Genomic DNA, 22255 nt, shown 5'->3' on the forward strand with positions numbered 1-22255 from the left:
TCAGTCGTAGGGCATCTGGTTCTATTTTTTGGGCTACCTTTTATCTCTTTTTCTGAACCAACACCAATCGCAGAAGATTTGATTATCAGGACAGAGCTAAAAGCAGACCCCCCGAAAAAAATTCAAATCACAAAAACGGCAAAAAAGATCCCAAAGAAAAGTGCTGTAACCAATGCTAATGAAGATTTGAATTCATTAAAAGTGGGTCAGCAGGACGGAGATACCAATCAATCCGGCATTGCTTTCAAGCTACCAGAGTCAGGAATCATTTATTACGACTCTTACGTGGATGGTCAAAAGTATCAAACTGGGGAGATCGATTGGATCGTTGATGGCAATAACTATCGTCTCTATATCAATATCCCGTATGCATTCGTTGGGCCATTTGTTTTTGAATCTCGTGGTTCGGTGGATTCCTATGGAATAGCCCCAATCCTATATTGGTCACAACGGGGTACAAAACCTCCACGTTATTCTCGCTTTGATCGCAATGAAAGCGGGCAAGGGCAGATGTTCTTTTCTGAGAAACCTGAGTTCACCCCTGAAATACTACCTGGAACCCAAGATCGTTTTAGCCTGATGTTCCAGCTAGCTTCATTATTAAATGGAGATAGCAAAATTGATGAGGAGGGATCTATTCGGCAAATTCCAGTGGTTGACTACAACACTTTAGAGATGTGGAGTTTTAAAAGTTATGGTGAAGCCACTTCAGAAGATATACCTAGCCTTGGTAAGTCTGTAAATCGTCATTACGCCTTAATGCAGCGTGAGAATGACCCTTACAAGCGCCAGGTAGACATCTGGCTTGCGAAAGACCTTGAGTGGCTCCCAGGACGCATTCGCTCTCAAGAGTCAAATGGCAGGGTTATAGAGCTTATTTTTAAGCAAAAGAACCCCATAGAAGTGAGGCCGTAGATCTAAAAGCCAACGCCTGACTTTGGGTTTTGATTATTTCGGCCCAATAAAGCTCCCATCATCGAGTACAAAGCCGCTCCAGACATGGAAACCGCAAAAATTCCAGAAAAAGAGATGATGATTGGCAAGATTCTCCAGTGCTCAGATAGCGTGTAATCCCCGTATCCAACTGTTGTATACATTTCACCAGCGAAATAAAAGGTTTGGGGGTTGGTTGTGAATACCTTTAGGGCCACACATATATAGGCCCAAGCAATGATTTCTATAAAGTGACTGGCAATAATCAAAAGAATGGCTATGAAATACGATAGAAAATTGGCGCCATAGATACGCTTATTTTCAAGCTTGCGATCTAGCCAATGAAATGCGCCTGCAATCATCAATACTGCTAAACCATGAAAAGTCAGCATTAGGCAGGACAAGATTAATACTATCCAGATCTGGCTATTTCCCATATCCGTGTTGATCTCGGAAAAGAGTGTGTAGAAGCTAGGGAGATCAGCATTCTGAAACAGCTCTACAACTGGGATCTTATGATCGTGAAGAAAGTTGATGGACATGGGAGTAAGGAGTAGGAATTAACAAAGATATCTTGTTTGACATAATAATGATTATACGCAAATAGGTATATTAGGATTTGGGCTGTCCAAGGGTCTTTGGTACTAAATAAGGCTGCTTATAAAGCTTCTGCCAGCGCGAACTTAGGCCTTCGGCAATCCATGGCTTCTCATAAATTAATGCAATATCAATGGCTGAGAATCCTTGCGAATTACGTACCTGGAGGTCAGCTCCTTTATCGAGCAATAGCTTGACTAATGCTTCGTTGCCAGACTGAACCGCCATCATTAATGGCGTTGTATTGCCAGGACTAAGAGCGTCAACAATGGCTCCGTTGGCGATTAAATATTGAGCAATCTCAAGACGACCTTTTGCGCATGCGTAATGCAAAGGAGTCCAGCCTATGTGATTAATTTGCGCATTTCTTTGCTGCATTAGGATCTTTACAAGGGGCAAATTGCCTTCAATGGAGGCAATCATCAGTGGTGTTTCGCCAAACTTATTGGAAATATCCACGTCGGTAGCTTTATCAGCCACCAGAAATGCAATGACATCCTCAGAGTTGTCCTTAATTGCTAGATTAAGCATTAATTCACCTTTAGCATCTAATGAATTCGGGCTAACACCTTTGGATACCAAGGTTCTCACAGTTGAGACATCGTTAAATTTAGCGGCTTTAGTGAAAGCAGTAATTTCAGCTTCTGACTGGGCCCAGGCGAAGGAGCTGAAACCCATTCCAACAGCAAAAATAAGTGTTGTTAATTTAACTTTTATTCTCATGAGTGATTCCTATCTATTTGAAAACATTCATAAAAATTATTTGAGGTTTGCTTTGCTAGATCTTCAATAGATACACCCTTAAGGTCGGCAACAAATTCACCAACTTTTGATACCCATGCTGGTTCATTTGTTTTACCGCGATATGGTATCGGCGCTAAATAAGGCGAGTCTGTTTCTATAAGCATTCGATCTAAAGGTACTTGTTTACAAGTTTCCTGGAGCTCTTTTGCACTTTTGAAGGTCACAATCCCTGAAAAAGAGATGAAAAAGCCCATTTCCATGGCCGCCTTTGCAACTTCGTAAGATTCTGTAAAACAATGCATTACTCCGCCAATTTGTTCGGCGCCCTCCTCTTTGAGGATTTTGATAGTGTCTTCAGAGGCTGATCGAGTGTGGATGATGAGTGGCTTCTTGGATGCAATCGATGCTCTGATATGCGTTCTAAAGCGCTCACGCTGCCATTCCATGGACTCATAAGTACGATCACCCATACGGTAGTAATCAAGCCCCGTTTCTCCAATGGCAATGATCTTAGAGTGCTTTAGAGCCGTTTCCACCAAAAACTCAATGGTTGGCTCAGGAGTATCTTCGTAGTCAGGGTGAACGCCGACAGAAGCATAGAGATTGGGATAGTCCTGCGCTAGTTTCAATACATTGGGAAAGTCGGGTAAATCGACGGATACGCACAAAGCGTGACTCACTTTTGCCGACTGCATATTAATCAAAACTTCAGGCAAACGGGATTGAAATTCGGGGAAATCGAGGTGGCAATGGGAGTCTATAAACATGACTTATTTTAGACTGCCCAGACTTAATTTATGAGCCAAAAATCTGTTGGTACTGGGAAAGCAATGCTTCCAACTGGATGCGGTTTGCCAGAGGGTGATTCTCATGGCGGCGAGCCTGCACCAGAGACTTCCAGAACTGGAGCATTCTTTGGACGTTCACTGCTTTTGATAGTCCCTGCAGCGTTGTTATGTGCTTCGGGTAATAACGCGGCCCACCCCCTTGGGTTACTGACTGTAGATCTGAAATCCAGCGTTGCATGCTTGCCAAAAGAAAGCCGTATTGCGCCTTGTGCGTCTTCTCAGCTGTATCAAGCCAATTAATAACCGCGCCTTGAGCCATCGATTGCAATAAATAGCGTGAAGCCTGAATAGATATCGTTAGCTCATCCTTCTCATCCTTGTTGCGTCTCGCAATCAGTGAGTTCAGTACTGAGAATGGCGCCCCGCCCTGCTCATCATAAATAGTCTCAACATCCACATCATTTACTTTTAGGTCGTCAATTTTATTCAGCTGAGTTTTTAGCCAAGCTAAGCCTTGCGCTCGATCAGGGCGTGGAGCGGCGAGAAGTCGACAGCGTGATCGAATCGTAGGCAATACACGATCTACACGATCGGCTAGTAATATAAAGATGGTATTTGCTGGAGGCTCTTCTAGGGACTTTAATAAAGTGTTGGCTGAGTCTGTGCGTAACATTTCTAATGGGTAAATTAATATCACTCGATTGCCGCCACGATGTGACCCAATAGACAGATTTTCTATAGCATGGCGAGTTTCTTCAATAGAGATATTTTTCTTCTCTTTTTTTTCGCCTGAATCACCATCATCATCGCGTGCGGCTTTACCTCTTTTTGGGGATTCATCAGCCTCATAATCAGCATGAGGCATGAGTTTTCGATGTGTTTCAGGAACCAGGGAAATGAAGTCCGGATGGTTGCCAGTATCGAACCAGTGGCAGGCCTCGCATTGATTACAAGGTTTTATTGCTGCATTTGAATTCTCACAAAGAAGCGCCTTAGCAAGCTCAACAGAAAATGCAAACTTACCGATTCCAGACTGGCCATGCAACAAAATCGCATTAGGGAAATTGGCAAAGTCCAAGCTTTCCCATAGAGGCTGAAGCCAAGGCGCCATCTGATTCTTTTGCATCACTTAAAGCGCAATCTGAATAAGTTTCAGGCCATCCCAAATAGCTTCGGGTGTTTGGGTGGCATCAACCAGATGGAAGCGGGACGAATCCTCTTTGGCTCTTCGTAAGTATTCCTGGCGAACTCTTTCGAAAAAATCTAAATCCATCTTTTCAAATTTATCTGGGGCACGAACCTTTGAGCGGCGAGCCTCTGCGATCTCGCCTGGCAAGTCAAACAGGATGGTTAAATTAGGTTGCAAAAGGGAGCCATCAGGGCGGCCTTGAACCCAACGCTCTAAGTCATTTAACTTTGCCAAACTCAAGCCACGGCCACCGCCTTGGTAGGCAAAGCTGGCATCTGTAAAGCGATCTGAAATAACAATCTTTCCGGAGGCTAGAGCTGGCTCAATGACTTGTGCCATATGCTCACGACGTGCAGCAAACATTAATAATGCTTCGGTCTCCAAATTCATGGGGGCATCTAAGAGCAGGTTACGCAATTGCTCACCCAGAGCAGTGCCACCAGGCTCGCGTGTCATGACTACTTCTTTGTTTGGGTAGCGGTCTTGCATCAGTTTGCGAAAAGCATCAACATGCGTACTCTTTCCTGCGCCGTCGATACCTTCGAAACTAATAAAATAACCGGTTTGTGCTGATGTCATAGTCAAATAAATTTAGTTAGCGCCTGTCCTAGGCGCAATTTTTCGTTGATATCGATCTACTGCTGACTCATGCTCTTTTAAGCTTTGAGAAAAGTGGCTACTGCCATCACCTTTTGCCACAAAAAATAAGGCCCCACTTTTAGCAGGATGTGCAGCCGCCAAAATAGACTCTTTGCTGGGCATCGCGATGGGGCTGGGGGGTAGACCTTTATGCATATAGGTATTGTAGGCAGTGTCTTTGCGTAAATCTGCTTTCCGCAAATTTCCATCGAATTTAGGGCCTATTCCGTAGATTACCGTGGGGTCGGTTTGAAGGGGCATTCCATTGTTGAGACGGTTTTCAAATACAGCAGAAATCATATCCCGATCGCTTATACGACCAGTTTCCTTCTCAATAATTGAAGAAAGTATTAATAGCTCATATGGTGTTTTTAGGGGTAGTCCAGATGCTTTTTGGCCCCAAGCCTGGTTGAGTTGCTTTTGCATGGCCTGCGCCGATCTACGGTAGATATTTAAATCCAGTTCATCTGGATCAAATATATATGTATCAGGAAGAAAGAGGCCTTCATCGCTAGGGTAGCTAAGATTAAGAGCCTGTAGAAGCTCTTTATTACTCATCCCCTTTGTTTGATGGATGAGGGCTGGGTGCGCATCGATAACACTCCGCAATTGCCAAATAGTCATGCCCGGAATAATTGCAATACTCTCCCTTACTCGATCACCACGAGCAATTTGCAGCAATATTTTGCCCAGACTTCCTCCAACTGGAAGCATATAGGTGCCTGGCTTTAGTTTTGATCCCACGAAAAGACTTCTAGCCCCAAGCTGTATGGTGAATTGATTAATTGATAAGCCTTGCTCACTCAACTGACCCGCAATACTAGAAAGGCTGGAATTTGGATTAATCTTCACTTTGTAAACGGGAGCGCTATCAACATTGGGAATATTGGGCACCGCTGGCAATAAGAAAATGCCGCCGTAAGTTAGTCCTAAAAATAGTGCTAAAAAGGTCAAACAATACTTTAGGCCTCGATCTTTTGAGTTTTTCTTAATAAATAGAGATCTGCTCTGAATTTTTCTGCTCATCAGGCTATGATAAAAGGGTCATGATAAATACCCCCCAAATTGAGCAAAACTGGCTAAATAACCCCACTTCCCTACCCTGCAATTTGCCGCAGTGGGGATTAATCCTGGTTGAGGGAGCAGATGCTGCTAGTTTTTTACAAAATCAATTAACAAACTCGGTTTTAGGGCTGGCTCGCATTTTGCCTGGACATATCGCTAAGGGTTCGGCGGCTACTCGTTTAATAGGTTATTGCAGCCCAAAAGGGAGGCTGCTTGCAAGCGCCTGGCTTGGATTGTTTCCATCTAGCGAGGATGCCGAAGATCGCTTTGCTTTATTTATTTCAAAAGATATTGCCGCAAGTACTGCAAAACGTTTATCCATGTTTGTTTTACGCTCCAGGGTAAAAGTAATCGATGTTTCTGCTGATTGGACTGTTTCTGGACTTTACGGCTCTGAAGAGCAGATTGTTGATTTCAAGTTTGATCCGAGCGCCATCGCTTTACGTATGCCCGATGTTTACACAAATAATCGATCGGTTGCTCGTCTTTTATTGGCCACCCCAGTTGACAAGCAATCGAGCGCGCACGATTCGAACGATAAGCTTGAAGCATGGAATGAGCTTGAGGTCTTAAGTGCTATCCCCAGAATTGTTCAAGCCACCCAAGAGCAATTTGTACCTCAAATGATTAATTTTGAATCTGTGGCTGGCGTTGATTTTAAAAAGGGATGCTATCCAGGCCAAGAAATCGTTGCGCGAAGTCAATACCGTGGCGCCATTAAACGCCGACTCCAAATCGCCCATCTACTCATCAATACTCCAAATGAAGAATTAGCCGTACCGGGCGCTGAACTTTTCCACTCTAATGATCCCTCCCAGCCTGCGGGAATGGTGGTTTTATCATCACGCACCCCAGAGAACGGAGAGCGCATAGATCTACAAATCGAATGCAAGCTAGAAGCGCTTGAAATTGGGGAAATTCATCTCGGTAGCACCGAGGGACCTGTGTTAAAAATAGATTTATTGCCCTACCCTTTGCTCGAAATTTAATACTTACTATGTGTCTCATTCTCTTTGCCTGGAATTCTCATCCAGAATATTCCCTGGTAGTGGCTGCGAATCGTGATGAGTTTTATGAGCGCAACACCGATGGTGTCTCGTGGTGGTCTGAACATCCCCATGTTTTGGCGGGTAGAGATCGGGCTGATGTATTAGGCAGTCCTGGTACATGGCTTGGATTTACAAAGACTGGAAAATTCGCAGCCTTAACAAACGTTCGGGCACCTAGCGAAAAAAATCCCGATTCCAGAACGCGTGGCGAACTATCCTTGATGTATCTCACCGGCAATGAACGCCCCTCTGAATTTATTCAAGACAATGCAAAACGCTTTCATCAATACAACGGTTTCAATCTTTTAATGGCGGATTTAAGCGACCCAGCCAGCGCAGAAATGCATTGGGTTAGCAACCGCATGATGATGGGGCAAAGCATTCGTCCGCGTAAAGTTTTTCCACGGCAAACTTTAGAGCCCGGGGTCTATGGCCTTTCTAATGCCATGTTGGATACACCGTGGCCCAAAGTAAACCATCGTGTAGCTGCGTTTGCACAGGCTTTGGCTATGGATCAAGGCCAACTCAAAAATGCGGATCCGTATTTAAAGCTATTGGCTGATACCCATCAAGCCAGTGATAACGAGCTTCCCAGCACAGGGGTTAGTCGCGAGTGGGAAAAGGCACTCTCCCCGGCATTTATTAAAACCCCCTCCTATGGAACGCGTTCAAGCACAGTTTTGAGGGTGCGGAAAGACGGTCAGTTTGAGATGGTAGAACGTCGCTTTGATGCCTCAGGAACTGTGGGTCATGACGTTGTAACAGGCGCTCTTAGCTCAGCATCGGATTCTAATTTATCCGTTTAGCATTATTCAGAGCGACCGTCATCATTCACAACCCGATCACCATCTGCATTCCGGGTTGCTAAACGCTTCAAATACTTGAAGGTGCCTGTAGACATGCAGCAAATTTCACCTTGGTCGTTATAAAGCTTGGCTTCACAAAAGGCCATGGTAGCTGTTCTGCGAACAGTATCAGCCTTCACTCTTAATACACCTGTTGCGGCTTGCATAAAATTATTCTTCATTTCAATTGTCACCACACTCCGATCACCGGGATCACCAGAGCGTGCTGCAACAGCCATTGCCACATCCATCAGCGTTAACAAAACGCCTCCATGAGCAACTTCCCAGGTGTTGTTATGCTCAGGCTTAAGGGCAAGCAAAATCTCCCCCTTACCCATTTCGGCGCTTAAACAACGAACCCCCAAAAGCTTTAAAAAGGGAACGTTCAATTCTTCCCCTAAATGAGCCAATTGGGTCTGCGGATTAATTTGGACATGTTTATTCATAATTCAATTTTAGAGGCATGTACGTGATTTAGTAAATCCACCTAGAATAGCCCTATGGCCTTTTCTTTACGCGGCGATGATGCCTGCCAAGCAACCCTCCCAACTCCTATACCCAATCCATACTGGGTTGCATTTTCACCTTCCTCGGCCAAATTGGTGGGGATTGATCTGGATGCCAATAATCTACCGGCAGACAAGACATGGCTAGAGGTATTGTCTGGAAATCAGCTCCACACAGCTTGCCATCAATTTCCAAATCCCATATCTACAGCCTATAGCGGACATCAATTTGGTGTATGGGCTGGTCAACTAGGTGACGGACGCGCAATATTGTTGGGTGATATTGCTGGGCAAGAATTACAACTCAAAGGTGCCGGTAAAACGCGATTTTCTCGCATGGGTGATGGGCGAGCTGTACTGCGATCATCTATTAGAGAATTTTTGTGTAGCGAGGCAATGCATGCACTTGGTATTCCAACTACGAGAGCGCTATCGATTGTTGGCTCGGATTTGCCCATAAGAAGAGAAACTATGGAAACTGCAGCAGTATGTGCTCGATTGGCGCCAAGTTTTATACGGGTGGGCCACTTTGAGCATTACGCCTCACTCCAAAGCCATGCAAGGCTAAAAGAGCTCGCTGATTCCCTGATGGAAATTCATTACCCAGAATCTTTACAGGCTGATGAACCCTACTTAGATCTTTTCAAAAGAATTTGCAAACGTAATGCGAAATTAGTAGCTCAATGGCAGTCTGTTGGCTTTTGTCATGGCGTTCTCAATAGCGACAATATTAGTGTACTTGGATTAACTATTGACTATGGCCCCTTTGGATTTTTAGATCAATTTCAGATTGATCATATTTGCAATCATAGCGATCAAAGCGGTCGTTATGCTTATCATCGTCAACCGCAAATTATGCATTGGAATATGGCATGTTTAGCTAGCTCGATGATTCCACTACTTGAGCTTCGTCACAGCGAAAAAGAAGCGCAAGATCTATTGCGTTTAGCTCTTGAAGAGTTCCCGATAACTTATGCACAAACATGGCAATCTTTATTTCGCAAGAAATTGGGCTTCTCAGCAGAAAAAGATGGAGATGTTGCCTTGATTGAGAGGCTGATACAGGCTATGCATGATTCAAAGGTGGACTTCACGAGCTTCTTTCGCAATCTTGGAAAGCTCAACTCAAAGCTGCCTATATCGACGTTTTCATCAAGAGATGATTTTATTGACCGTGAAGCAATTGATATCTGGCTTACTGATTATGTTGCTCGCTTGCAGAATGAATCTAGCATTGACTCGGAGCGCCAGCTAGCAATGAATCAAGCAAATCCTAAATACATACTTCGGAATCATCTCGCACAGTTTGCTATTGAACAGGCACAGAAGAAGGATTTTTCAGAAGTTTCAAAACTGCTCGAAATTTTAAGCAGGCCCTTTGATGAGCAGTCAGAATATGACGCTTATTCACTGGCACCGCCCCCCAACTTGAATGCAGTCGAAGTCAGCTGTTCATCATAAATGCAAGTAAATATATTTTCGGAGTCAACATGAAAAAAACGGATCAAGAATATAAGCAATTGTTAAGTGATATTGAATATCGAGTCACTAGAGAGTCTGCTACTGAACGCCCTTTTACTGGCAAATATTGGGATCACTGGGACAAGGGTCGCTATCAATGTGTTTGCTGTGGCACACCACTCTTTTTATCGGAGTCCAAGTTTGATGCTGGTTGCGGTTGGCCGAGCTACAACGCGCCAGAAGTTCCAAACTCAATTAAGGAAATTCGAGATACCACTCACGGCATGATTCGTACCGAAGTCCGCTGTGCAAACTGCGATGCCCATTTAGGGCATGTATTTGAAGATGGTCCAATGCCAACCGGTTTGCGGTACTGCATTAACTCCGCATCCCTGAGTTTTGAGCCAGGTATGAACGCTATACCTACAAAAACTGAGTAACCGGTAAATAGCTGGATAATCTCGTTATGAAATTTTTATTCGATCTATTCCCCATCATTCTCTTTTTTGTTGCCTTTAAGCTTGGTGACATATACACGGCGACCATCGTAGCCATGGTTGCTACTATCGGACAGATTCTTTGGGTCTATTACCGTCATCGCAAGATCGATGCTATGCAATGGGTAAGCCTGGTCATGATTGTTGTTTTTGGTAGCCTAACGATCTTCTTGCATGACAAAACATTTATTCAACTAAAGCCGACAGCTCTTTATTGGCTCTTTTCTGGAGCCCTATTCATCAGTGCTCAATTTTTTCAAAAGAATTGGATACAGGTTTTGATGGGAAAACAGGTGACGCTCAAAGCAGGATCTGCGCATTCGGTTTGGCATAGACTTAATATGGCGTGGGCTATTTTCTTCCTCATCATGGGCGCACTCAATCTTTATATTGCTTTTGAGTACTCAGAAGAAACTTGGGTTAACTTTAAATTATTCGGTAGCACTGGCCTTCTATTAGCTTTTGTCATCCTTCAAGGAGTATGGCTCTCCAAACATATGGAGCACCCCAGCGAATGAACATTAACCAACAACGCATTGCCGCTTTCGATGCAGATCTGCGCAAGGCTTTTCAGGTTCAAGTCTTAAAGATTGAAGATGAAAGTCATCTTCATGCTGGACATGCAGGCGCAGCTAGTGGCGGCGGTCATTTTCGACTGGAAATCATTGCTCCAGAGTTTCGAGGTTTGGGTCTGGTTGCCCGCCACAGGGCTATTTACGCAGCCTTGAATCGCCATATACCCAAGGAAATTCATGCTTTGACCATTACCGCTCTAGCCCCAGACGAAGTTGCCATCTAGAGCTACTTTAGAATAACTCTATCCCCTTTTATTTAATTACCAAAATCATGTTCAATAAACGTCAATTACTCTCAATCAGCCTTCTTGGCGCCGCTCTTTTTTCCGCTAATGCAATTGCACAAAATGCAGTCATTGTGAATGGCAAAGCGATTCCTAAGGCTCAATTAGATAAGCTGGTGCAACGTTCAGGTCAGCCCGACAACCCACAAGTGCGCGATCAAGCTCGTGAGATGTTAGTCACGCGTGAATTGGTTTTGCAGGAAGCGGACAAGCGTGGCGTCATTCAGAATGAAATGGTACGTGAGCAATTAGAGCAAGCGCGCATGGGAGTTTTAGTAGGCGCCGTATTCGAGGATTATGTTGAGAAGGAAGGTGTTGCTGAAGCTGATCTGAAGGCTGCTTATGAATCAGCAAAGGCGCAATACACTGGCAAGGAATATCACGTAGAACATATCTTGGTGGAAAAAGAGGCGGATGCCAAAGTAATTACTGCGCAGCTTAAGGCCGGTGCTAATTTTGAAGATATCGCCAAGGCAAAGTCACTCGATCCAGGTTCAGCTAAAAATGGTGGCGATCTTGGATGGGTCAGCGATAAAGCATTGGTACCAGAGTTTTCTAAAGCAATGGTTCAGCTCAAAAATGGCCAAATTACTGATAAGCCTGTGAAATCACAGTTTGGTTGGCACATTATCAAGGTGATCGATTCTCGTGATATTCAGGCCCCAAGCTTTGAAGAAATGAAGGCTCAATTGAAACAGATGATCATCTCTGATAAGAACTGGCAAAAAGCTAAATTCTCAGAAATGATGCAGAAACTGCGCGCTAAAGCAAAGATTCAATAAAAGTTAAATCGTTTTATCTGGCGGGGTAACGTCGTGGTCTGAGTTTTTGGATTGCCATACCCGCCAATCCGCATGCAAATGCGGACATTACGAACACATCTCTTGGTTGAGATGCCTCCCATATCCAGCCAGCACACAACCCCCCGAGAGATCCGCCTAGGCCATATGAAATGGTGGCCATCAAAGCCTGGCCTCTAGCCTGTACCGGTCCCGTGAACCAGCGTTGCAGCATTTTGTTAGCTGCGCTATGGTGCGCGGCGAAAGTGCCAGCATGCATTAATTGCGCCACAATCAAAACAGAAGTAATTGGGAGGAAGGCTATTAAGGCAAATCTGACAACGCCAATTCCAAAAGCAGCCTGCAGGATTACCTCGGCATCTAATCTGCTCAATACCTTGCTTTGAAAGTAAAAGAAAACCACTTCAGCAAAAACACCTAGAGCCCAAAAGAGACCAATTTGAAATTTATTGTAGCCAAGGTTTGAAAGGTAAAGAGAATAGAAGACATAAAGAGCCGCGTGCGCAAAGATCATAAAAAATCCCGACACCAAAAACCACCGAACGTCTGGGTTAAAGAGGACTACCAATAACTCCCCTTTTACCATTTTGCGACGATCCATTTTGGGCTCGCGCAGACAAAAAGTGATTAAGGCTAGAGCAAGCAAAACAACGGTGCCTACAATTGGATAAAGCCCAATACTCATGCGCTGAAATAGTTCACCTGCAGCAAGGACCATGGCAATAAAGCCGATAGAACCCCACAGACGCAAACGTCCATAACGTTTGTCAAAGGAATTGTCTTTGTATAGGGCATGAATAGTGGCTGACTCACCAAGTGGCATCAAGCTGCTCAAAATGGTGTGTAAAACAAACATCCAAATAAAAAACCCGATATAGCTATGCAAGAAATTGATGCATAAGAAAACAACCGCCGCAAGACATGCGCAGAATCGAATAATGCTAATGCGATTAGAAAGGTAGTCTGATAACCAACCCCAAGAAAATGGGCCAACAATGCGAGTGATCTGCAGCATAGACATCAATGCAGCAATTTCTATAACACTGAAGCCTCTCTCCAAAAAGAACAGGCTAGCGTATGGAGAGACCAATCCAACATAAGCGAAATATAAAAAGAAAAAGGACCCGAAGGCCCAGCGAAGCGAAGGTGTCATCTAGTAAGCCAATTAGTCGCGAAATGAGCCGGGTTGTGAGGCAGGAATAGATGCAACTTCTGAAACATCGGCACACTGGGCACGATGGCGAAGAGCGTGATCCATTAATACAAGCGCCAACATTGCTTCAGCAATTGGTGTTGCGCGAATGCCAACACAAGGATCATGTCTGCCCTTAGTCTGTACTGTAATCGGCTTTCCATCTAAATCAATGGACTGCTTCGGACTCATGATGCTTGAAGTTGGTTTGATTGCGATGGAAATACGCAAATCCTGGCCGCTACTGATACCGCCTAAAGTGCCGCCTGAATTATTAGTCGCAAAGCCATCAGGATGAAGTTCATCCCCATGCTCGCTACCGCGTTGAGCTACTGACTTAAAGCCAGCACCAATCTCAACACCTTTCACTGCATTGATGCCCATCATGGCGTGTGCAATATCAGCATCCAATTTATCAAACAAAGGCTCTCCCAAGCCCGCTGGAACATTGCGAGCTCGAACTTCGATACGTGCACCGCAGGAGTCCCCTGCTTTGCGCAGCTCATCCATATAGCCCTCAAGCTGAGTGATGATTTCAGAATTAGCTGCAAAAAATGGGTTCTGATCAATCTGAGTGGCATCTTTAAAAGGAATTTCAAGTTCACCCAATTGACTCATATAGCCATAGAACTCAGTGCCATATTTCTCATGCATCCATTTTTTTGCAATCGCTGCCGCTGCAACAACGGGCGCTGTTAAGCGAGCCGATGAACGACCACCACCACGTGGATCACGAATCCCATATTTATTTTGATACGCATAATCTGCATGGCCAGGCCTGAAGGTCTGCAAAATGTCGCCATAGTCTTGACTGCGTTGGTCTGTATTGCGAATCAATAGCGCAATTGGCGTACCTGTTGTCTTGCCCTCAAATACACCAGATAGGATCTCAACCTTATCTTCTTCTTTGCGCTGGGTAACGTGCCTTGACGTACCTGGCTTGCGGCGATCCAAGTCCCGCTGTATGTCCACCTCGGAAAGACTCATTCCCGGCGGGCAACCATCAACAACAGCTCCGATTGCGGGACCGTGGGATTCACCAAAAGTGGTGACAGTAAAAAGAAGACCTAAAGTATTTCCAGACATACCGTCATTATGTCATTTGTCGGAAAATGATGGTTAGAAGCGCTTAGGAAGCTGCTTTTTCAGTATCTTCCGGCCAATCACGAATATAGGCCTTGAGCATCGTATTTTCGAAGTCTTGAGCTTCCACCACTGATTTTGCTACGTCGTAGAAAGAAATAACGCCCATCAACATCTTTTGGTCGACTACAGGCAAATAGCGGGCGTGGTCCACCAACATCATGCGACGGACTTCATCAATCTCGGTTTCCATATTGCATGTCAAGGGCATTTGATTCATTACGGAACTCACTTGTAGACCTTCAAGCTTTCCGTGATGCTTAGCTAAAGCGGCAATAACTTCTCGAAAAGTCAGAATACCAACTAGCTTGTCATATTCCATTACGACTAAAGAACCAATATCGTGCTCGCTCATTACTAGCACTGCTGTTTGCAGAGCTGTATCAGGGGCAACTGTAAAAAGGGTGCTTCCCTTGACGCGTAATATGTCACGTACTTTCATTTGGTCTCCAAAAACAATGTATTTATAACCCCAATATAGACTCAAGGCCTCTTTGAATCAAGAGCCTAGGCATACCTTTTAGTAACGAATAACCCTAATGACGCCGCTTCGAATATCCGGCAAATTGGCCACCAATACCGCGCCGGTTAAGGTAATCCACCAGGTCATATAGATCCACGTTAAACCTAGAGGAAAGATCGCAAAAGCCCCATATACCGTCTTATAGAAGGCTGTATTACCCAAGAAAATGGCGAACCCAAATTTCATCAACTCAAAGGCAAGCGCTGCTACGAAAGCTCCCGCAAAGGCGTCCCGCCACAAAATCTTGGCATAGGGAAGAATTTTATAGAGCACCGTATAGACCAGAATGGCCAAAAGGATAGGGGTAATCGCAGCCACCAATTGAAAGCCAAACGATACTGCGCTGATCCACCCTTCCGAAGCGCTAAATAAAACGCCACTCAAATAAATGCCAACGCCAAGCAGTATCGGACCTAAGATAGTTGCCGCACTATAAATCACAATTTTTTTATATAAAGGACGTCTTGCAGTGACCTTGAATATTTGATTGAAGGCGCCCTCTATCACCGCCAAGGTCATGATTGTCGTAATGATCAGCCCCGCCAAGCCCACATAGGTAAGACCTTTTGCTTGGGATGAAAATTGATCTAAGTAAATAAATACCTGTTGATTAATGCCGCCCGGCATATAGGTATCCAAAAGCCAGGACCTAAAGCTATTTTTAACCTGGATAACGCTTGGGAGCTGGCCTATTAACATGGTCGCGATGGTCACCATGGGCACCATGGATAAAGTCGTTGTAAATGCTAAGCTGGCCGCAATTTGCTTCAAATTTTGACCGCGATTACGCTCCCAGATCTCTTTAGCAAGAGAGAGCCATAATTGGGGGTTACGAATAAGGCGCATCGCCGTATCATAAGAGATCAATATGAGCCAACACGATATTTTAGTTTTGTACTACTCCCGTTATGGTGCAACCAAGGATCTAGCGCGCCTGATCGCCGAGGGTATTGAAAGCGTTCCGGGGGCAAATGCCCGCTTGAGAACGGTTCCTGCCATATCTGCCGTTTGTGAGGCAACAGAGGCAGCGGTACCCCAGGATGGCGCCCCTTATGTTGAATATTCTGACCTACAGGAGTGCATTGGTCTTGCCTTGGGGTCTCCGACCCGCTTCGGCAATATGGCAGCGCCGATGAAATATTTTTGGGATGGTAGCTCTTCTGAGTGGCTGAATGGCGCCCTGATTGGCAAGCCAGCCTGCGTCTTTACAAGCACCGGTAGTATGCATGGCGGTCAAGAAAGTACCCTCTTAACAATGATGATTCCACTACTGCATCACGGCATGATGCTAATGGGCATTCCTTATAGCGAACCCGACCTCATGTCTTCAAATACAGGTGGCAGTCCTTATGGAGTTACCCATCTTGCTCACGCTGATGCACGTGCGCCTATCAGTGCTGAAGAGCAGCGCTTAGCAAAGGCGCAAGGCAAACGTCTAGCCGAGACCGCATTAATGCTTTATCAAAATAAAAGGTAATGCATTTAGCATTCATCATGATTAAAAAGATTCGCGCCAAAAACCCGTACCAATTAATAGCAGCAGCTGCTTTTATTGATTTATTTATTTTGTGTGTCTGTTGGGAGTGGTTCGCATCCCCCCTAAGGCCCGGTGGATCATGGTTAATTCTGAAGGGTATACCTTTGCTATTTGCCATTCCTGGAATTTGGAAAGGTAAGGTTTACACAATGCAGTGGGCCTCAATGCTGATATTGATTTACATAACCGAAGGTTTAGTTCGAATTCTTGAGACAGGAGCCAACTTTTGGCTTGCGCTTCTAGAAACCATTCTCTCGACTATCGGCTTTGTTTGTTTACTTATGTATCTAAAGCCCATCAAAAAAGAAGCCAAGGCTTTGAAGAAAGCTGCGGCAGAGTAAAGATGCAAAACTTTATCAATAAACTATCTACCGCACTTGAGCAAAAATATATTCTGACTCAAGATGAGGATAAAGCACCCTACTTAACAGATTGGCGTAAACGCTTTACAGGAAAAGCGCTTGCAGTTCTTTTACCTGGTAATACTGCTGATGTAGCAAATATCGTCAAGCTCTGTGCCGCAAGTCAAGTTTCTATTGTTCCCCAGGGTGGTCATACCGGCTTTTGTGGTGGTGCCACACCCGACAATAGCGGCAAACAGGTCATCCTTAATTTCAAGCGCATGAATCAAATTCGTGAAATCGATATTGCAAACCAGACAATTACTCTTGAAGCTGGATGCATCTTGCAAACCATCCAGGAAAAAGCTGCCGAACAGGGGTTTTTATTTCCGTTAAGTCTGGGGGCTGAAGGTAGCTGCATGATTGGTGGTAACTTGGCAACCAATGCTGGTGGAACCAATGTACTCCGCTACGGCAATGCGCGCGACCTTTGCCTGGGTCTCGAAGTAGTCACAGCTAAAGGTGACATTTGGAATGGCATAAAAGGATTACGAAAAGACAACACTGGTTATGATTTGCGCGATTTATTTGTCGGGTCTGAAGGCACTCTAGGCATTATTACCGCCGCAGTAATGAAGTTGTATCCGCTGCCAATTTCTCAATGGACTACCTTAGTTGCATGCGAAACCATTGCTTCTTCTATTGCACTTTTAAATCTCTTTCAAAAACGGGCAACCTCCTTGCTTACCGGATTTGAAATGATGACGCAAGAGTCCTTGGAGTTAAATGAAAAGCACTTTCCACAGATGGCAAATCCCCTGCAAGGTAAACCACCATTTACCGTGCTGATTGAATTGTCTGATCATGAGAGTGAAGATCATGTAAGGCAACTTCTAGAAACTATTTTGCAGGAGGCATTTGAATCCGAGCTCATTAGCGACGCAGTGATTGCCAGCAACTTAAGCCAAGCCAATGCGTTTTGGCATATGCGAGAACACATCACGCTCGCGCAAGCTGAGGAAGGTGCAAACCTTAAACATGACATCACCATTCCCCTATCCTCACTTGATCACTTCATTCGAGACACCGATGCTTTGATGAGGTCAAAGTTCCCCGGTATCAGAATCATCAATTTTGGCCATTTAGGCGATGGAAACCTGCACTACAACATTGCCCCGCCCCTGGATGAAGACCCTAAAGTCTTTAACGAAATCAATGAAAAGCCAATTCATGAGCTGGTATATGCCCAGGTTGAACGCTGCAATGGCTCTATTTCTGCAGAACACGGGGTTGGGCAGCTTAAATTGGATGGGTTAAGGGCTCATAAAGGAGAAGTGGCCCACGAACTCATGAAGACCCTTAAAAGAGCTTTGGATCCCCAAAACATCCTCAATCCCCATAAAGTGGTATCCATTTAAGAGATTGGGCTGCTTTTTTGATAAATATTTTGTAATTCTTGTCATCCCACCCCCTTTTCCATGCGTTGTATAGGCATGGAGGTGGCAAATATGTCAACAAGACTCAAACGTTGGGCCCGCGCAATTCAAGAGATCGATTTGTCCAAAAGGACGCCTGAGGTAGCCATCGGCTATTTGGACAGCAAATATCGTGATATTGCTTGGCGCTATATCCGTATCCTTGGCTTCGAACGAACCATCAGCTTCATGGCAAGCAATAATTTTCACCCTGAGTGATTGTTTAAAAACCCTAAATAATTGATTTATTTAGGGTTTTTGTTTTATAACGTGTTTATTTGATTGCTTAGCCAAAGAACTCTTTAGCTTCTGACAGCAATTGGTCGGGAATCTCCTCGGGGATATAGTGCCCACTGGGTACCGCCTTTCCAGAGACTTCTATAGCCACCTCTTTCCAGTCATCTATTGGCTTGAAACATTTATTTACTAAACCATGCTCTCCCCATAAGACCTTGAGCGGCATCTTCAGTTTCTTGCCTGCAGAGCGATCTTCTCGGTCATGAACAAGATCAATGGTAGCGGCGGCTCGGTAATCTTCACACATCGCATGCATACTTTCCGGATGACTGGCACCAGCCAAATATTCCGTCCATCGATCTGGGGAAAATATTCCTGTACCGGCATGACGGCCCATATGATTCTTTAACCAATACTCAGGATTGGCGCCAATCAAGGTTTCTGGAACTGGCTCTGGTTGAATCAAGAAAAACCAATGCCAATACCCTTTGGCAAATTCCATCGTAGTGTTGTCATACATAGTTAATGTTGGGGAAATATCCAACACCATTAATCGCAAGACACATTCTGGAAAGTCCATTGCCAATCGATGAGAAACCCTGCCGCCCCTATCGTGCCCAAGTAAAAAGAATTGATCGAAACCCAAACTTGCCATCAATGCATGTTGATCCGCTGCCATAGAGCGTTTTGAGTATGTGGAATGATCAGATATGCCATGAGGTTTTGATGACGCACCATACCCCCTCAAATCAGCAGCAACTACCGTAAAGTTTTTTGCTAATTCTGGCGCCACCTGACTCCAAATTGCCTTCGTTTGCGGAAAGCCATGCAGCAATAACATTGGAGGTCCGTTGCCGCCAATAAGATAAGAGATCTCAATAGGACCGTCTTTAGAGTTGGTGATAAAAGTTTTGGCTTCAAAACTAGGAAAAGATACAGACATCATTCACCCAATAGAAAAGAGCCTCGTAAGAGGCTCATGTAATTTCAACATTACCTATTAGCCATAGCCTGAATTTCAGCCACAGTGACATAGCCTTTATTCATAGAATCAATATAGCTAAAGTTGCTATAGATGCGAGGCATGCAACCATTAGCCTCTTCTCTAATTAACTTACCATCATGATTGACGTCGCATTTGGCAAAACGTTCAGCGATTTCTTTGTCACGCGAAGCATCATCAGCCATTACAACAAGCGGAACAGAGGCAAACGAGCACACAACAATCGATGCTAACAATTTAGAAAGTAATTTCATGGCTTGCTTATTGGCCAGTTGGCATAGGGTTAGCTGATGTTTCCATAGCGGTGCGAACCACTTTCTTGGCCATTGCTACAAAAGAGTCTGCTGAACCTGAGTTTGTTCTAAATGACTCGCCCTGCACAGTTATCAAGCCTTCGCCTAATAATTGCTTTGATTGGCTATCAGTAATTTTGCTCTCCACCAAAAGTGCTGGGGTTTTAGAATTCACACCACCAGCATAAGCGGCAGCATTCATAGCCAAGCCAATCGGAGTGAAATTCCATGGCTGCAAACTATCTGTAGAGCTTTCTGCACCAGTAATGCCAACTGAAATACGTGCAACCCCAGGACCGGGCTTGTTAACTATCTTGATGGTACCGCGAGCATTAACAGCCTCAACCATAGATGCTTGTAGTGCAGACTTTGCTTTATTAATTACATCAAGACTGACATCCTTAGTTGCACTTTGATTTAAATAAATCGGATCCAAAATTACCGCTGTATATGAACCAGGATTTACGCCTGAAATACGGTATCTCCAAATTCGGACATCTTTATCACCAGTTGCCATTGGGACCAAAAGATTGTAGTCAGGCAAAAAGCCTGATCTAGGCATAGATTCTGTTGCCAGTTTAGGTGCATTACTACATGCAGCCAAAGTAATTGCTGTAGCAAAAGAAACTAACAAGACATTCATTTTTTTCATTGCGATTCCAAGTGATTGGTTAAGTTGTTTGTAAGCCTGTTATTAATAAAGAACATCATACCTAGATCAATTTAGTCCGGAGCTGGGCAAGGCAATGTTCCGCCAGTCTTTTTATGAATCTGTGGTTTGCAGTCAACCTGGGAAGGGGCTGCCTGAGGTGGGCTTGCGAGTGCGGGCGTAGCAGCATTAAATGGGGCTTGAGATGAAGTCGCTGTATTTGCTGGTGCTGTAGTGGATAAGGTGGCTGGACTACTTGCAGCAGGAGCAGGCTTTGCCGGGGCTAAACCTACCTCTCTATAGAAAGCTTTATCCGAACCAGGGCAAGGCATCAAAGCACCTGTTTTGGGATTCACAACATCTTTACATTGTGGATTGGCTTCAAGACGCGCTTCTAGCTTAGCAGTGGAGCATGAGCAAAGAATTAAGGCTGAGCAAATTAAATAGGCATAAGTCTTCATTAAATGGGTATTCATCGAATCATTCTAAGACAACGCAGGCAAAAGATAACTATAAAAGGATGCGGATATGGGAGCAATTGTAGAAACGGAGAATATTTGGCCTGCCCAGCACGATTCGAACGTGCGACCTACGCCTTAGAAGCTGGAAAAATGATATAAATCAATAGCTTAGACAATGGTTTGAGCCTTACAAGATCAGGTGTTCGATACGCACCGGGATCATTGGCGTCGGGTGGAATTCTCTGGTTGGTGTCTGGCATCCACATATGTAGAGTCGGTCAAACCGACACTACAGCGTAACGGCTGCATAACAATTGAGACGATCTAAATATCGTCCTCATCAGTGATTGGAATTTTTATATTGCAGGTATGGCATTTCATATATTGCTGCTCAGATTCATCCAACCCTAGCTGATACAGCCCTTTTGATTCTTGAACATTCTTCATAAAGCACTCTGGACAAGGGATGGGGATAGCCACCAAAGAGCCTGGGTCATTACTACACTCCCACTGATCTACAAATTCAGTAACTTTCTCCAATGGAAAGCCTTTGACCTGACAGTATCGAATGAGATCATCAAGAATCGGGGGAAGCGACATTCACAAACTCCTTGGTCTAGATGTTTATTATTACGAGATGTTTGAGCTTGAATTTAGTAAATTCTTTAATAAATTTTTATTTTCAGGACTTTCGTTCTCAACAATCTTCTCAAGATTCTCTATCGCGTCCTGAGATTCTCGGCTGCTTAAAAACTCCACAAACGTTTTGTGGGTGTTTTCTGAATGCTCTAAGAAGAAACATCTGTTGCCAGAGGCAATTCTCATAGCCTCTGTCGCATCATTAATAAATTCGCCTCTACTAAGTTGATGGTAAAAAGTTGCATACGCTACAGCGGTCTCACCCCAAGTTGGCTTTTTACTACATCCAATTAGGGCAAAGTAAGGATGATCAATTGCATTCTTGTCCATTACCATTCTTATTCCTGAATAGCCTTCACAACTAGACATGCACACTATTAAGGAACCTCCGAGAGCTTGATTAATTGGCCTTAGATATTCCTTGAGCTCTACCCAAGTCATCATGTATCCATCTGATAACTGGATCCCATCACTATTTCCATGGGCACTTATATGTAACAACGGCATAAATCCAGGGAATTTTTGCATTTCCTCAGAAATGCCAACTTTAAGACAGGCATTAAATGCCTCGAGAGATATTGCGGTTTTAACCACGCAATGAATGCCATTTAGTCCTACAGCCTGACTTATTACATCCCCTTCACTTCTCCTATGATAGAGATCTGGAGCCGATGGTGACTCAATGACAAAAACAAAAAACTTTGTTCTTTGCTCAATTGGTAATGGCATAAATTTCTTTTCAGGTCGATTTAATTAAATTCTTAAAAAAAACCAATCTAGCAATTGGGGC

At 44.3% G+C, this 22255-nt stretch carries 29 protein-coding genes; 12 read left to right on the plus strand and 17 right to left on the minus strand.

Annotated elements, in window-relative coordinates:
* Positions 1-186 precede the first annotated feature (186 nt).
* Positions 187-915, plus strand: a complete 729-nt coding sequence (locus ICN39_RS05105) for a DUF3108 domain-containing protein (RefSeq protein WP_255532303.1) — start codon at positions 187-189, stop codon at positions 913-915.
* A 2-nt stretch (positions 916-917) separates the two neighbouring features.
* On the opposite strand, the gene ICN39_RS05110 is transcribed toward ICN39_RS05105, so the two are convergent.
* From ICN39_RS05110 to mltG, 6 genes are all read right to left on the minus strand, one after another.
* Complete coding sequence (locus ICN39_RS05110) at positions 918-1475, minus strand: ion channel (protein ID WP_216232996.1); 558 nt, start codon at positions 1473-1475, stop codon at positions 918-920.
* Positions 1476-1545: 70 nt separating this feature from the next.
* Positions 1546-2253 carry an ankyrin repeat domain-containing protein gene (locus ICN39_RS05115; RefSeq protein WP_216232997.1) on the minus strand — a complete coding sequence of 236 codons (708 nt, stop codon included), beginning with the start codon at positions 2251-2253 and terminating at the stop codon, positions 1546-1548.
* The gene (locus ICN39_RS05120) at positions 2250-3041 is read right to left on the minus strand and encodes a TatD family hydrolase (RefSeq protein ID WP_216232998.1); all 792 of its coding nucleotides are present in this window, start codon (positions 3039-3041) and stop codon (positions 2250-2252) included. The genes ICN39_RS05115 and ICN39_RS05120 overlap by 4 nt, the downstream gene beginning before the upstream one ends.
* A gap of 28 nt (positions 3042-3069) precedes the next feature.
* Positions 3070-4188 (minus strand): DNA polymerase III subunit delta', encoded by a 1119-nt coding sequence (locus ICN39_RS05125; protein ID WP_216860982.1) that lies wholly within the window; start codon positions 4186-4188, stop codon positions 3070-3072.
* 3 nt (positions 4189-4191) lie between these two features.
* On the minus strand, positions 4192-4830 hold the full coding sequence (gene tmk / locus ICN39_RS05130; protein WP_216233000.1) for a dTMP kinase: 639 nt from the start codon (positions 4828-4830) through the stop codon (positions 4192-4194).
* A 12-nt stretch (positions 4831-4842) separates the two neighbouring features.
* Entirely contained in the window at positions 4843-5916 is a 1074-nt protein-coding gene (gene mltG / locus ICN39_RS05135; RefSeq protein ID WP_216233001.1) for an endolytic transglycosylase MltG, read from the minus strand.
* A 20-nt stretch (positions 5917-5936) separates the two neighbouring features.
* On the opposite strand from mltG, the gene ICN39_RS05140 reads away from it, so the two are divergent.
* A complete protein-coding gene (locus tag ICN39_RS05140; protein WP_216233002.1) occupies positions 5937-6944 on the plus strand; it encodes a folate-binding protein YgfZ in 1008 nt (335 codons plus the stop codon).
* An 8-nt stretch (positions 6945-6952) separates the two neighbouring features.
* Positions 6953-7810 (plus strand): NRDE family protein, encoded by an 858-nt coding sequence (locus ICN39_RS05145; protein ID WP_216233003.1) that lies wholly within the window; start codon positions 6953-6955, stop codon positions 7808-7810.
* A gap of 2 nt (positions 7811-7812) precedes the next feature.
* On the opposite strand, the gene ICN39_RS05150 is transcribed toward ICN39_RS05145, so the two are convergent.
* Positions 7813-8295, minus strand: coding sequence for a PaaI family thioesterase (locus ICN39_RS05150; RefSeq protein ID WP_216233004.1), 483 nt, complete (start codon positions 8293-8295; stop codon positions 7813-7815).
* A 54-nt stretch (positions 8296-8349) separates the two neighbouring features.
* Here ICN39_RS05150 and ICN39_RS05155 point away from each other — a divergent pair, with 54 nt between their 5' ends.
* Genes ICN39_RS05155 through ICN39_RS05175 form a run of 5 tightly spaced genes read left to right on the plus strand, consistent with a single transcriptional unit; the run spans position 8350 to position 11954 of the window.
* A complete protein-coding gene (locus ICN39_RS05155) occupies positions 8350-9816 on the plus strand; it encodes a YdiU family protein (protein WP_216233005.1) in 1467 nt (488 codons plus the stop codon).
* 29 nt (positions 9817-9845) lie between these two features.
* Positions 9846-10256 (plus strand): peptide-methionine (R)-S-oxide reductase MsrB, encoded by a 411-nt coding sequence (gene msrB, locus ICN39_RS05160; protein WP_216233006.1) that lies wholly within the window; start codon positions 9846-9848, stop codon positions 10254-10256.
* Positions 10257-10282: 26 nt separating this feature from the next.
* On the plus strand, positions 10283-10831 hold the full coding sequence (locus ICN39_RS05165; RefSeq protein ID WP_216233007.1) for a septation protein A: 549 nt from the start codon (positions 10283-10285) through the stop codon (positions 10829-10831).
* Entirely contained in the window at positions 10828-11112 is a 285-nt protein-coding gene (locus tag ICN39_RS05170) for a BolA family protein (RefSeq protein WP_216233008.1), read from the plus strand. The genes ICN39_RS05165 and ICN39_RS05170 overlap by 4 nt, the downstream gene beginning before the upstream one ends.
* Before the next feature lie 47 nt (positions 11113-11159).
* Positions 11160-11954 (plus strand): peptidylprolyl isomerase, encoded by a 795-nt coding sequence (locus ICN39_RS05175; RefSeq protein WP_216233009.1) that lies wholly within the window; start codon positions 11160-11162, stop codon positions 11952-11954.
* A gap of 13 nt (positions 11955-11967) precedes the next feature.
* Here the strand turns inward: ICN39_RS05175 and ICN39_RS05180 are convergent, their stop codons facing one another.
* The 4 genes from ICN39_RS05180 to ICN39_RS05195 all read right to left on the minus strand — a co-directional run bounded on the left by ICN39_RS05180 (position 11968) and on the right by ICN39_RS05195 (position 15676).
* The gene (locus ICN39_RS05180; RefSeq protein ID WP_216233010.1) at positions 11968-13125 is read right to left on the minus strand and encodes an MFS transporter; all 1158 of its coding nucleotides are present in this window, start codon (positions 13123-13125) and stop codon (positions 11968-11970) included.
* A 12-nt stretch (positions 13126-13137) separates the two neighbouring features.
* Positions 13138-14250, minus strand: a complete 1113-nt coding sequence (aroC, locus tag ICN39_RS05185) for a chorismate synthase (protein ID WP_216233011.1) — start codon at positions 14248-14250, stop codon at positions 13138-13140.
* Positions 14251-14293: 43 nt separating this feature from the next.
* The gene (locus tag ICN39_RS05190; protein ID WP_216233012.1) at positions 14294-14749 is read right to left on the minus strand and encodes a CBS domain-containing protein; all 456 of its coding nucleotides are present in this window, start codon (positions 14747-14749) and stop codon (positions 14294-14296) included.
* Between the two features lie 78 nt (positions 14750-14827).
* Positions 14828-15676, minus strand: a complete 849-nt coding sequence (locus tag ICN39_RS05195) for a YhjD/YihY/BrkB family envelope integrity protein (RefSeq protein ID WP_216233013.1) — start codon at positions 15674-15676, stop codon at positions 14828-14830.
* A gap of 22 nt (positions 15677-15698) precedes the next feature.
* Here ICN39_RS05195 and wrbA point away from each other — a divergent pair, with 22 nt between their 5' ends.
* From wrbA to ICN39_RS05215, 4 genes are all read left to right on the plus strand, one after another.
* Positions 15699-16307 carry an NAD(P)H:quinone oxidoreductase gene (gene wrbA / locus ICN39_RS05200; protein WP_216233014.1) on the plus strand — a complete coding sequence of 203 codons (609 nt, stop codon included), beginning with the start codon at positions 15699-15701 and terminating at the stop codon, positions 16305-16307.
* 17 nt (positions 16308-16324) lie between these two features.
* A complete protein-coding gene (locus tag ICN39_RS05205; RefSeq protein ID WP_216233015.1) occupies positions 16325-16708 on the plus strand; it encodes a DUF2069 domain-containing protein in 384 nt (127 codons plus the stop codon).
* A 2-nt stretch (positions 16709-16710) separates the two neighbouring features.
* Entirely contained in the window at positions 16711-18126 is a 1416-nt protein-coding gene (locus ICN39_RS05210; RefSeq protein ID WP_216233016.1) for an FAD-binding oxidoreductase, read from the plus strand.
* Positions 18127-18216: 90 nt separating this feature from the next.
* Positions 18217-18402, plus strand: a complete 186-nt coding sequence (locus ICN39_RS05215; RefSeq protein ID WP_087909997.1) for a hypothetical protein — start codon at positions 18217-18219, stop codon at positions 18400-18402.
* A gap of 67 nt (positions 18403-18469) precedes the next feature.
* Here the strand turns inward: ICN39_RS05215 and ICN39_RS05220 are convergent, their stop codons facing one another.
* The 6 genes from ICN39_RS05220 to ICN39_RS05245 all read right to left on the minus strand — a co-directional run bounded on the left by ICN39_RS05220 (position 18470) and on the right by ICN39_RS05245 (position 22194).
* Positions 18470-19363, minus strand: coding sequence for an alpha/beta fold hydrolase (locus ICN39_RS05220; RefSeq protein ID WP_216233102.1), 894 nt, complete (start codon positions 19361-19363; stop codon positions 18470-18472).
* Between the two features lie 50 nt (positions 19364-19413).
* Complete coding sequence (locus ICN39_RS05225) at positions 19414-19677, minus strand: hypothetical protein (protein WP_255532305.1); 264 nt, start codon at positions 19675-19677, stop codon at positions 19414-19416.
* A gap of 7 nt (positions 19678-19684) precedes the next feature.
* Positions 19685-20368, minus strand: coding sequence for a DUF3313 domain-containing protein (locus ICN39_RS05230; RefSeq protein ID WP_216233017.1), 684 nt, complete (start codon positions 20366-20368; stop codon positions 19685-19687).
* A gap of 71 nt (positions 20369-20439) precedes the next feature.
* On the minus strand, positions 20440-20841 hold the full coding sequence (locus tag ICN39_RS05235) for a hypothetical protein (protein WP_255532306.1): 402 nt from the start codon (positions 20839-20841) through the stop codon (positions 20440-20442).
* A gap of 309 nt (positions 20842-21150) precedes the next feature.
* On the minus strand, positions 21151-21426 hold the full coding sequence (locus ICN39_RS05240) for a hypothetical protein (RefSeq protein ID WP_216233018.1): 276 nt from the start codon (positions 21424-21426) through the stop codon (positions 21151-21153).
* A gap of 30 nt (positions 21427-21456) precedes the next feature.
* Entirely contained in the window at positions 21457-22194 is a 738-nt protein-coding gene (locus ICN39_RS05245) for a hypothetical protein (RefSeq protein ID WP_216233019.1), read from the minus strand.
* Between the last annotated feature and the right edge of the window lie 61 nt (positions 22195-22255).

It is taken from the genome of Polynucleobacter sp. AP-Reno-20A-A9 (assembly GCF_018882085.1).
Lineage (GTDB): Bacteria > Pseudomonadota > Gammaproteobacteria > Burkholderiales > Burkholderiaceae > Polynucleobacter.

Coding starts and splice junctions, on each gene's coding strand:
- ICN39_RS05110 (WP_216232996.1), bottom strand. CDS start 1,475: ATGTCCATCAACTTTCTTCACGATCATAAGATCCCAGTTGTAGAGCTG.
- ICN39_RS05115 (WP_216232997.1), bottom strand. CDS start 2,253: ATGAGAATAAAAGTTAAATTAACAACACTTATTTTTGCTGTTGGAATG.
- ICN39_RS05120 (WP_216232998.1), bottom strand. CDS start 3,041: ATGTTTATAGACTCCCATTGCCACCTCGATTTCCCCGAATTTCAATCC.
- ICN39_RS05125 (WP_216860982.1), bottom strand. CDS start 4,188: ATGCAAAAGAATCAGATGGCGCCTTGGCTTCAGCCTCTATGGGAAAGC.
- tmk (WP_216233000.1), bottom strand. CDS start 4,830: ATGACATCAGCACAAACCGGTTATTTTATTAGTTTCGAAGGTATCGAC.
- mltG (WP_216233001.1), bottom strand. CDS start 5,916: ATGAGCAGAAAAATTCAGAGCAGATCTCTATTTATTAAGAAAAACTCA.
- ICN39_RS05140 (WP_216233002.1), top strand. CDS start 5,937: ATGATAAATACCCCCCAAATTGAGCAAAACTGGCTAAATAACCCCACT.
- ICN39_RS05145 (WP_216233003.1), top strand. CDS start 6,953: ATGTGTCTCATTCTCTTTGCCTGGAATTCTCATCCAGAATATTCCCTG.
- ICN39_RS05150 (WP_216233004.1), bottom strand. CDS start 8,295: ATGAATAAACATGTCCAAATTAATCCGCAGACCCAATTGGCTCATTTA.
- ICN39_RS05155 (WP_216233005.1), top strand. CDS start 8,350: ATGGCCTTTTCTTTACGCGGCGATGATGCCTGCCAAGCAACCCTCCCA.
- msrB (WP_216233006.1), top strand. CDS start 9,846: ATGAAAAAAACGGATCAAGAATATAAGCAATTGTTAAGTGATATTGAA.
- ICN39_RS05165 (WP_216233007.1), top strand. CDS start 10,283: ATGAAATTTTTATTCGATCTATTCCCCATCATTCTCTTTTTTGTTGCC.
- ICN39_RS05170 (WP_216233008.1), top strand. CDS start 10,828: ATGAACATTAACCAACAACGCATTGCCGCTTTCGATGCAGATCTGCGC.
- ICN39_RS05175 (WP_216233009.1), top strand. CDS start 11,160: ATGTTCAATAAACGTCAATTACTCTCAATCAGCCTTCTTGGCGCCGCT.
- ICN39_RS05180 (WP_216233010.1), bottom strand. CDS start 13,125: ATGACACCTTCGCTTCGCTGGGCCTTCGGGTCCTTTTTCTTTTTATAT.
- aroC (WP_216233011.1), bottom strand. CDS start 14,250: ATGTCTGGAAATACTTTAGGTCTTCTTTTTACTGTCACCACTTTTGGT.
- ICN39_RS05190 (WP_216233012.1), bottom strand. CDS start 14,749: ATGAAAGTACGTGACATATTACGCGTCAAGGGAAGCACCCTTTTTACA.
- ICN39_RS05195 (WP_216233013.1), bottom strand. CDS start 15,676: ATGCGCCTTATTCGTAACCCCCAATTATGGCTCTCTCTTGCTAAAGAG.
- wrbA (WP_216233014.1), top strand. CDS start 15,699: ATGAGCCAACACGATATTTTAGTTTTGTACTACTCCCGTTATGGTGCA.
- ICN39_RS05205 (WP_216233015.1), top strand. CDS start 16,325: ATGATTAAAAAGATTCGCGCCAAAAACCCGTACCAATTAATAGCAGCA.
- ICN39_RS05210 (WP_216233016.1), top strand. CDS start 16,711: ATGCAAAACTTTATCAATAAACTATCTACCGCACTTGAGCAAAAATAT.
- ICN39_RS05215 (WP_087909997.1), top strand. CDS start 18,217: ATGTCAACAAGACTCAAACGTTGGGCCCGCGCAATTCAAGAGATCGAT.
- ICN39_RS05220 (WP_216233102.1), bottom strand. CDS start 19,363: ATGTCTGTATCTTTTCCTAGTTTTGAAGCCAAAACTTTTATCACCAAC.
- ICN39_RS05225 (WP_255532305.1), bottom strand. CDS start 19,677: ATGAAATTACTTTCTAAATTGTTAGCATCGATTGTTGTGTGCTCGTTT.
- ICN39_RS05230 (WP_216233017.1), bottom strand. CDS start 20,368: ATGAAAAAAATGAATGTCTTGTTAGTTTCTTTTGCTACAGCAATTACT.
- ICN39_RS05235 (WP_255532306.1), bottom strand. CDS start 20,841: ATGAATACCCATTTAATGAAGACTTATGCCTATTTAATTTGCTCAGCC.
- ICN39_RS05240 (WP_216233018.1), bottom strand. CDS start 21,426: ATGTCGCTTCCCCCGATTCTTGATGATCTCATTCGATACTGTCAGGTC.
- ICN39_RS05245 (WP_216233019.1), bottom strand. CDS start 22,194: ATGCCATTACCAATTGAGCAAAGAACAAAGTTTTTTGTTTTTGTCATT.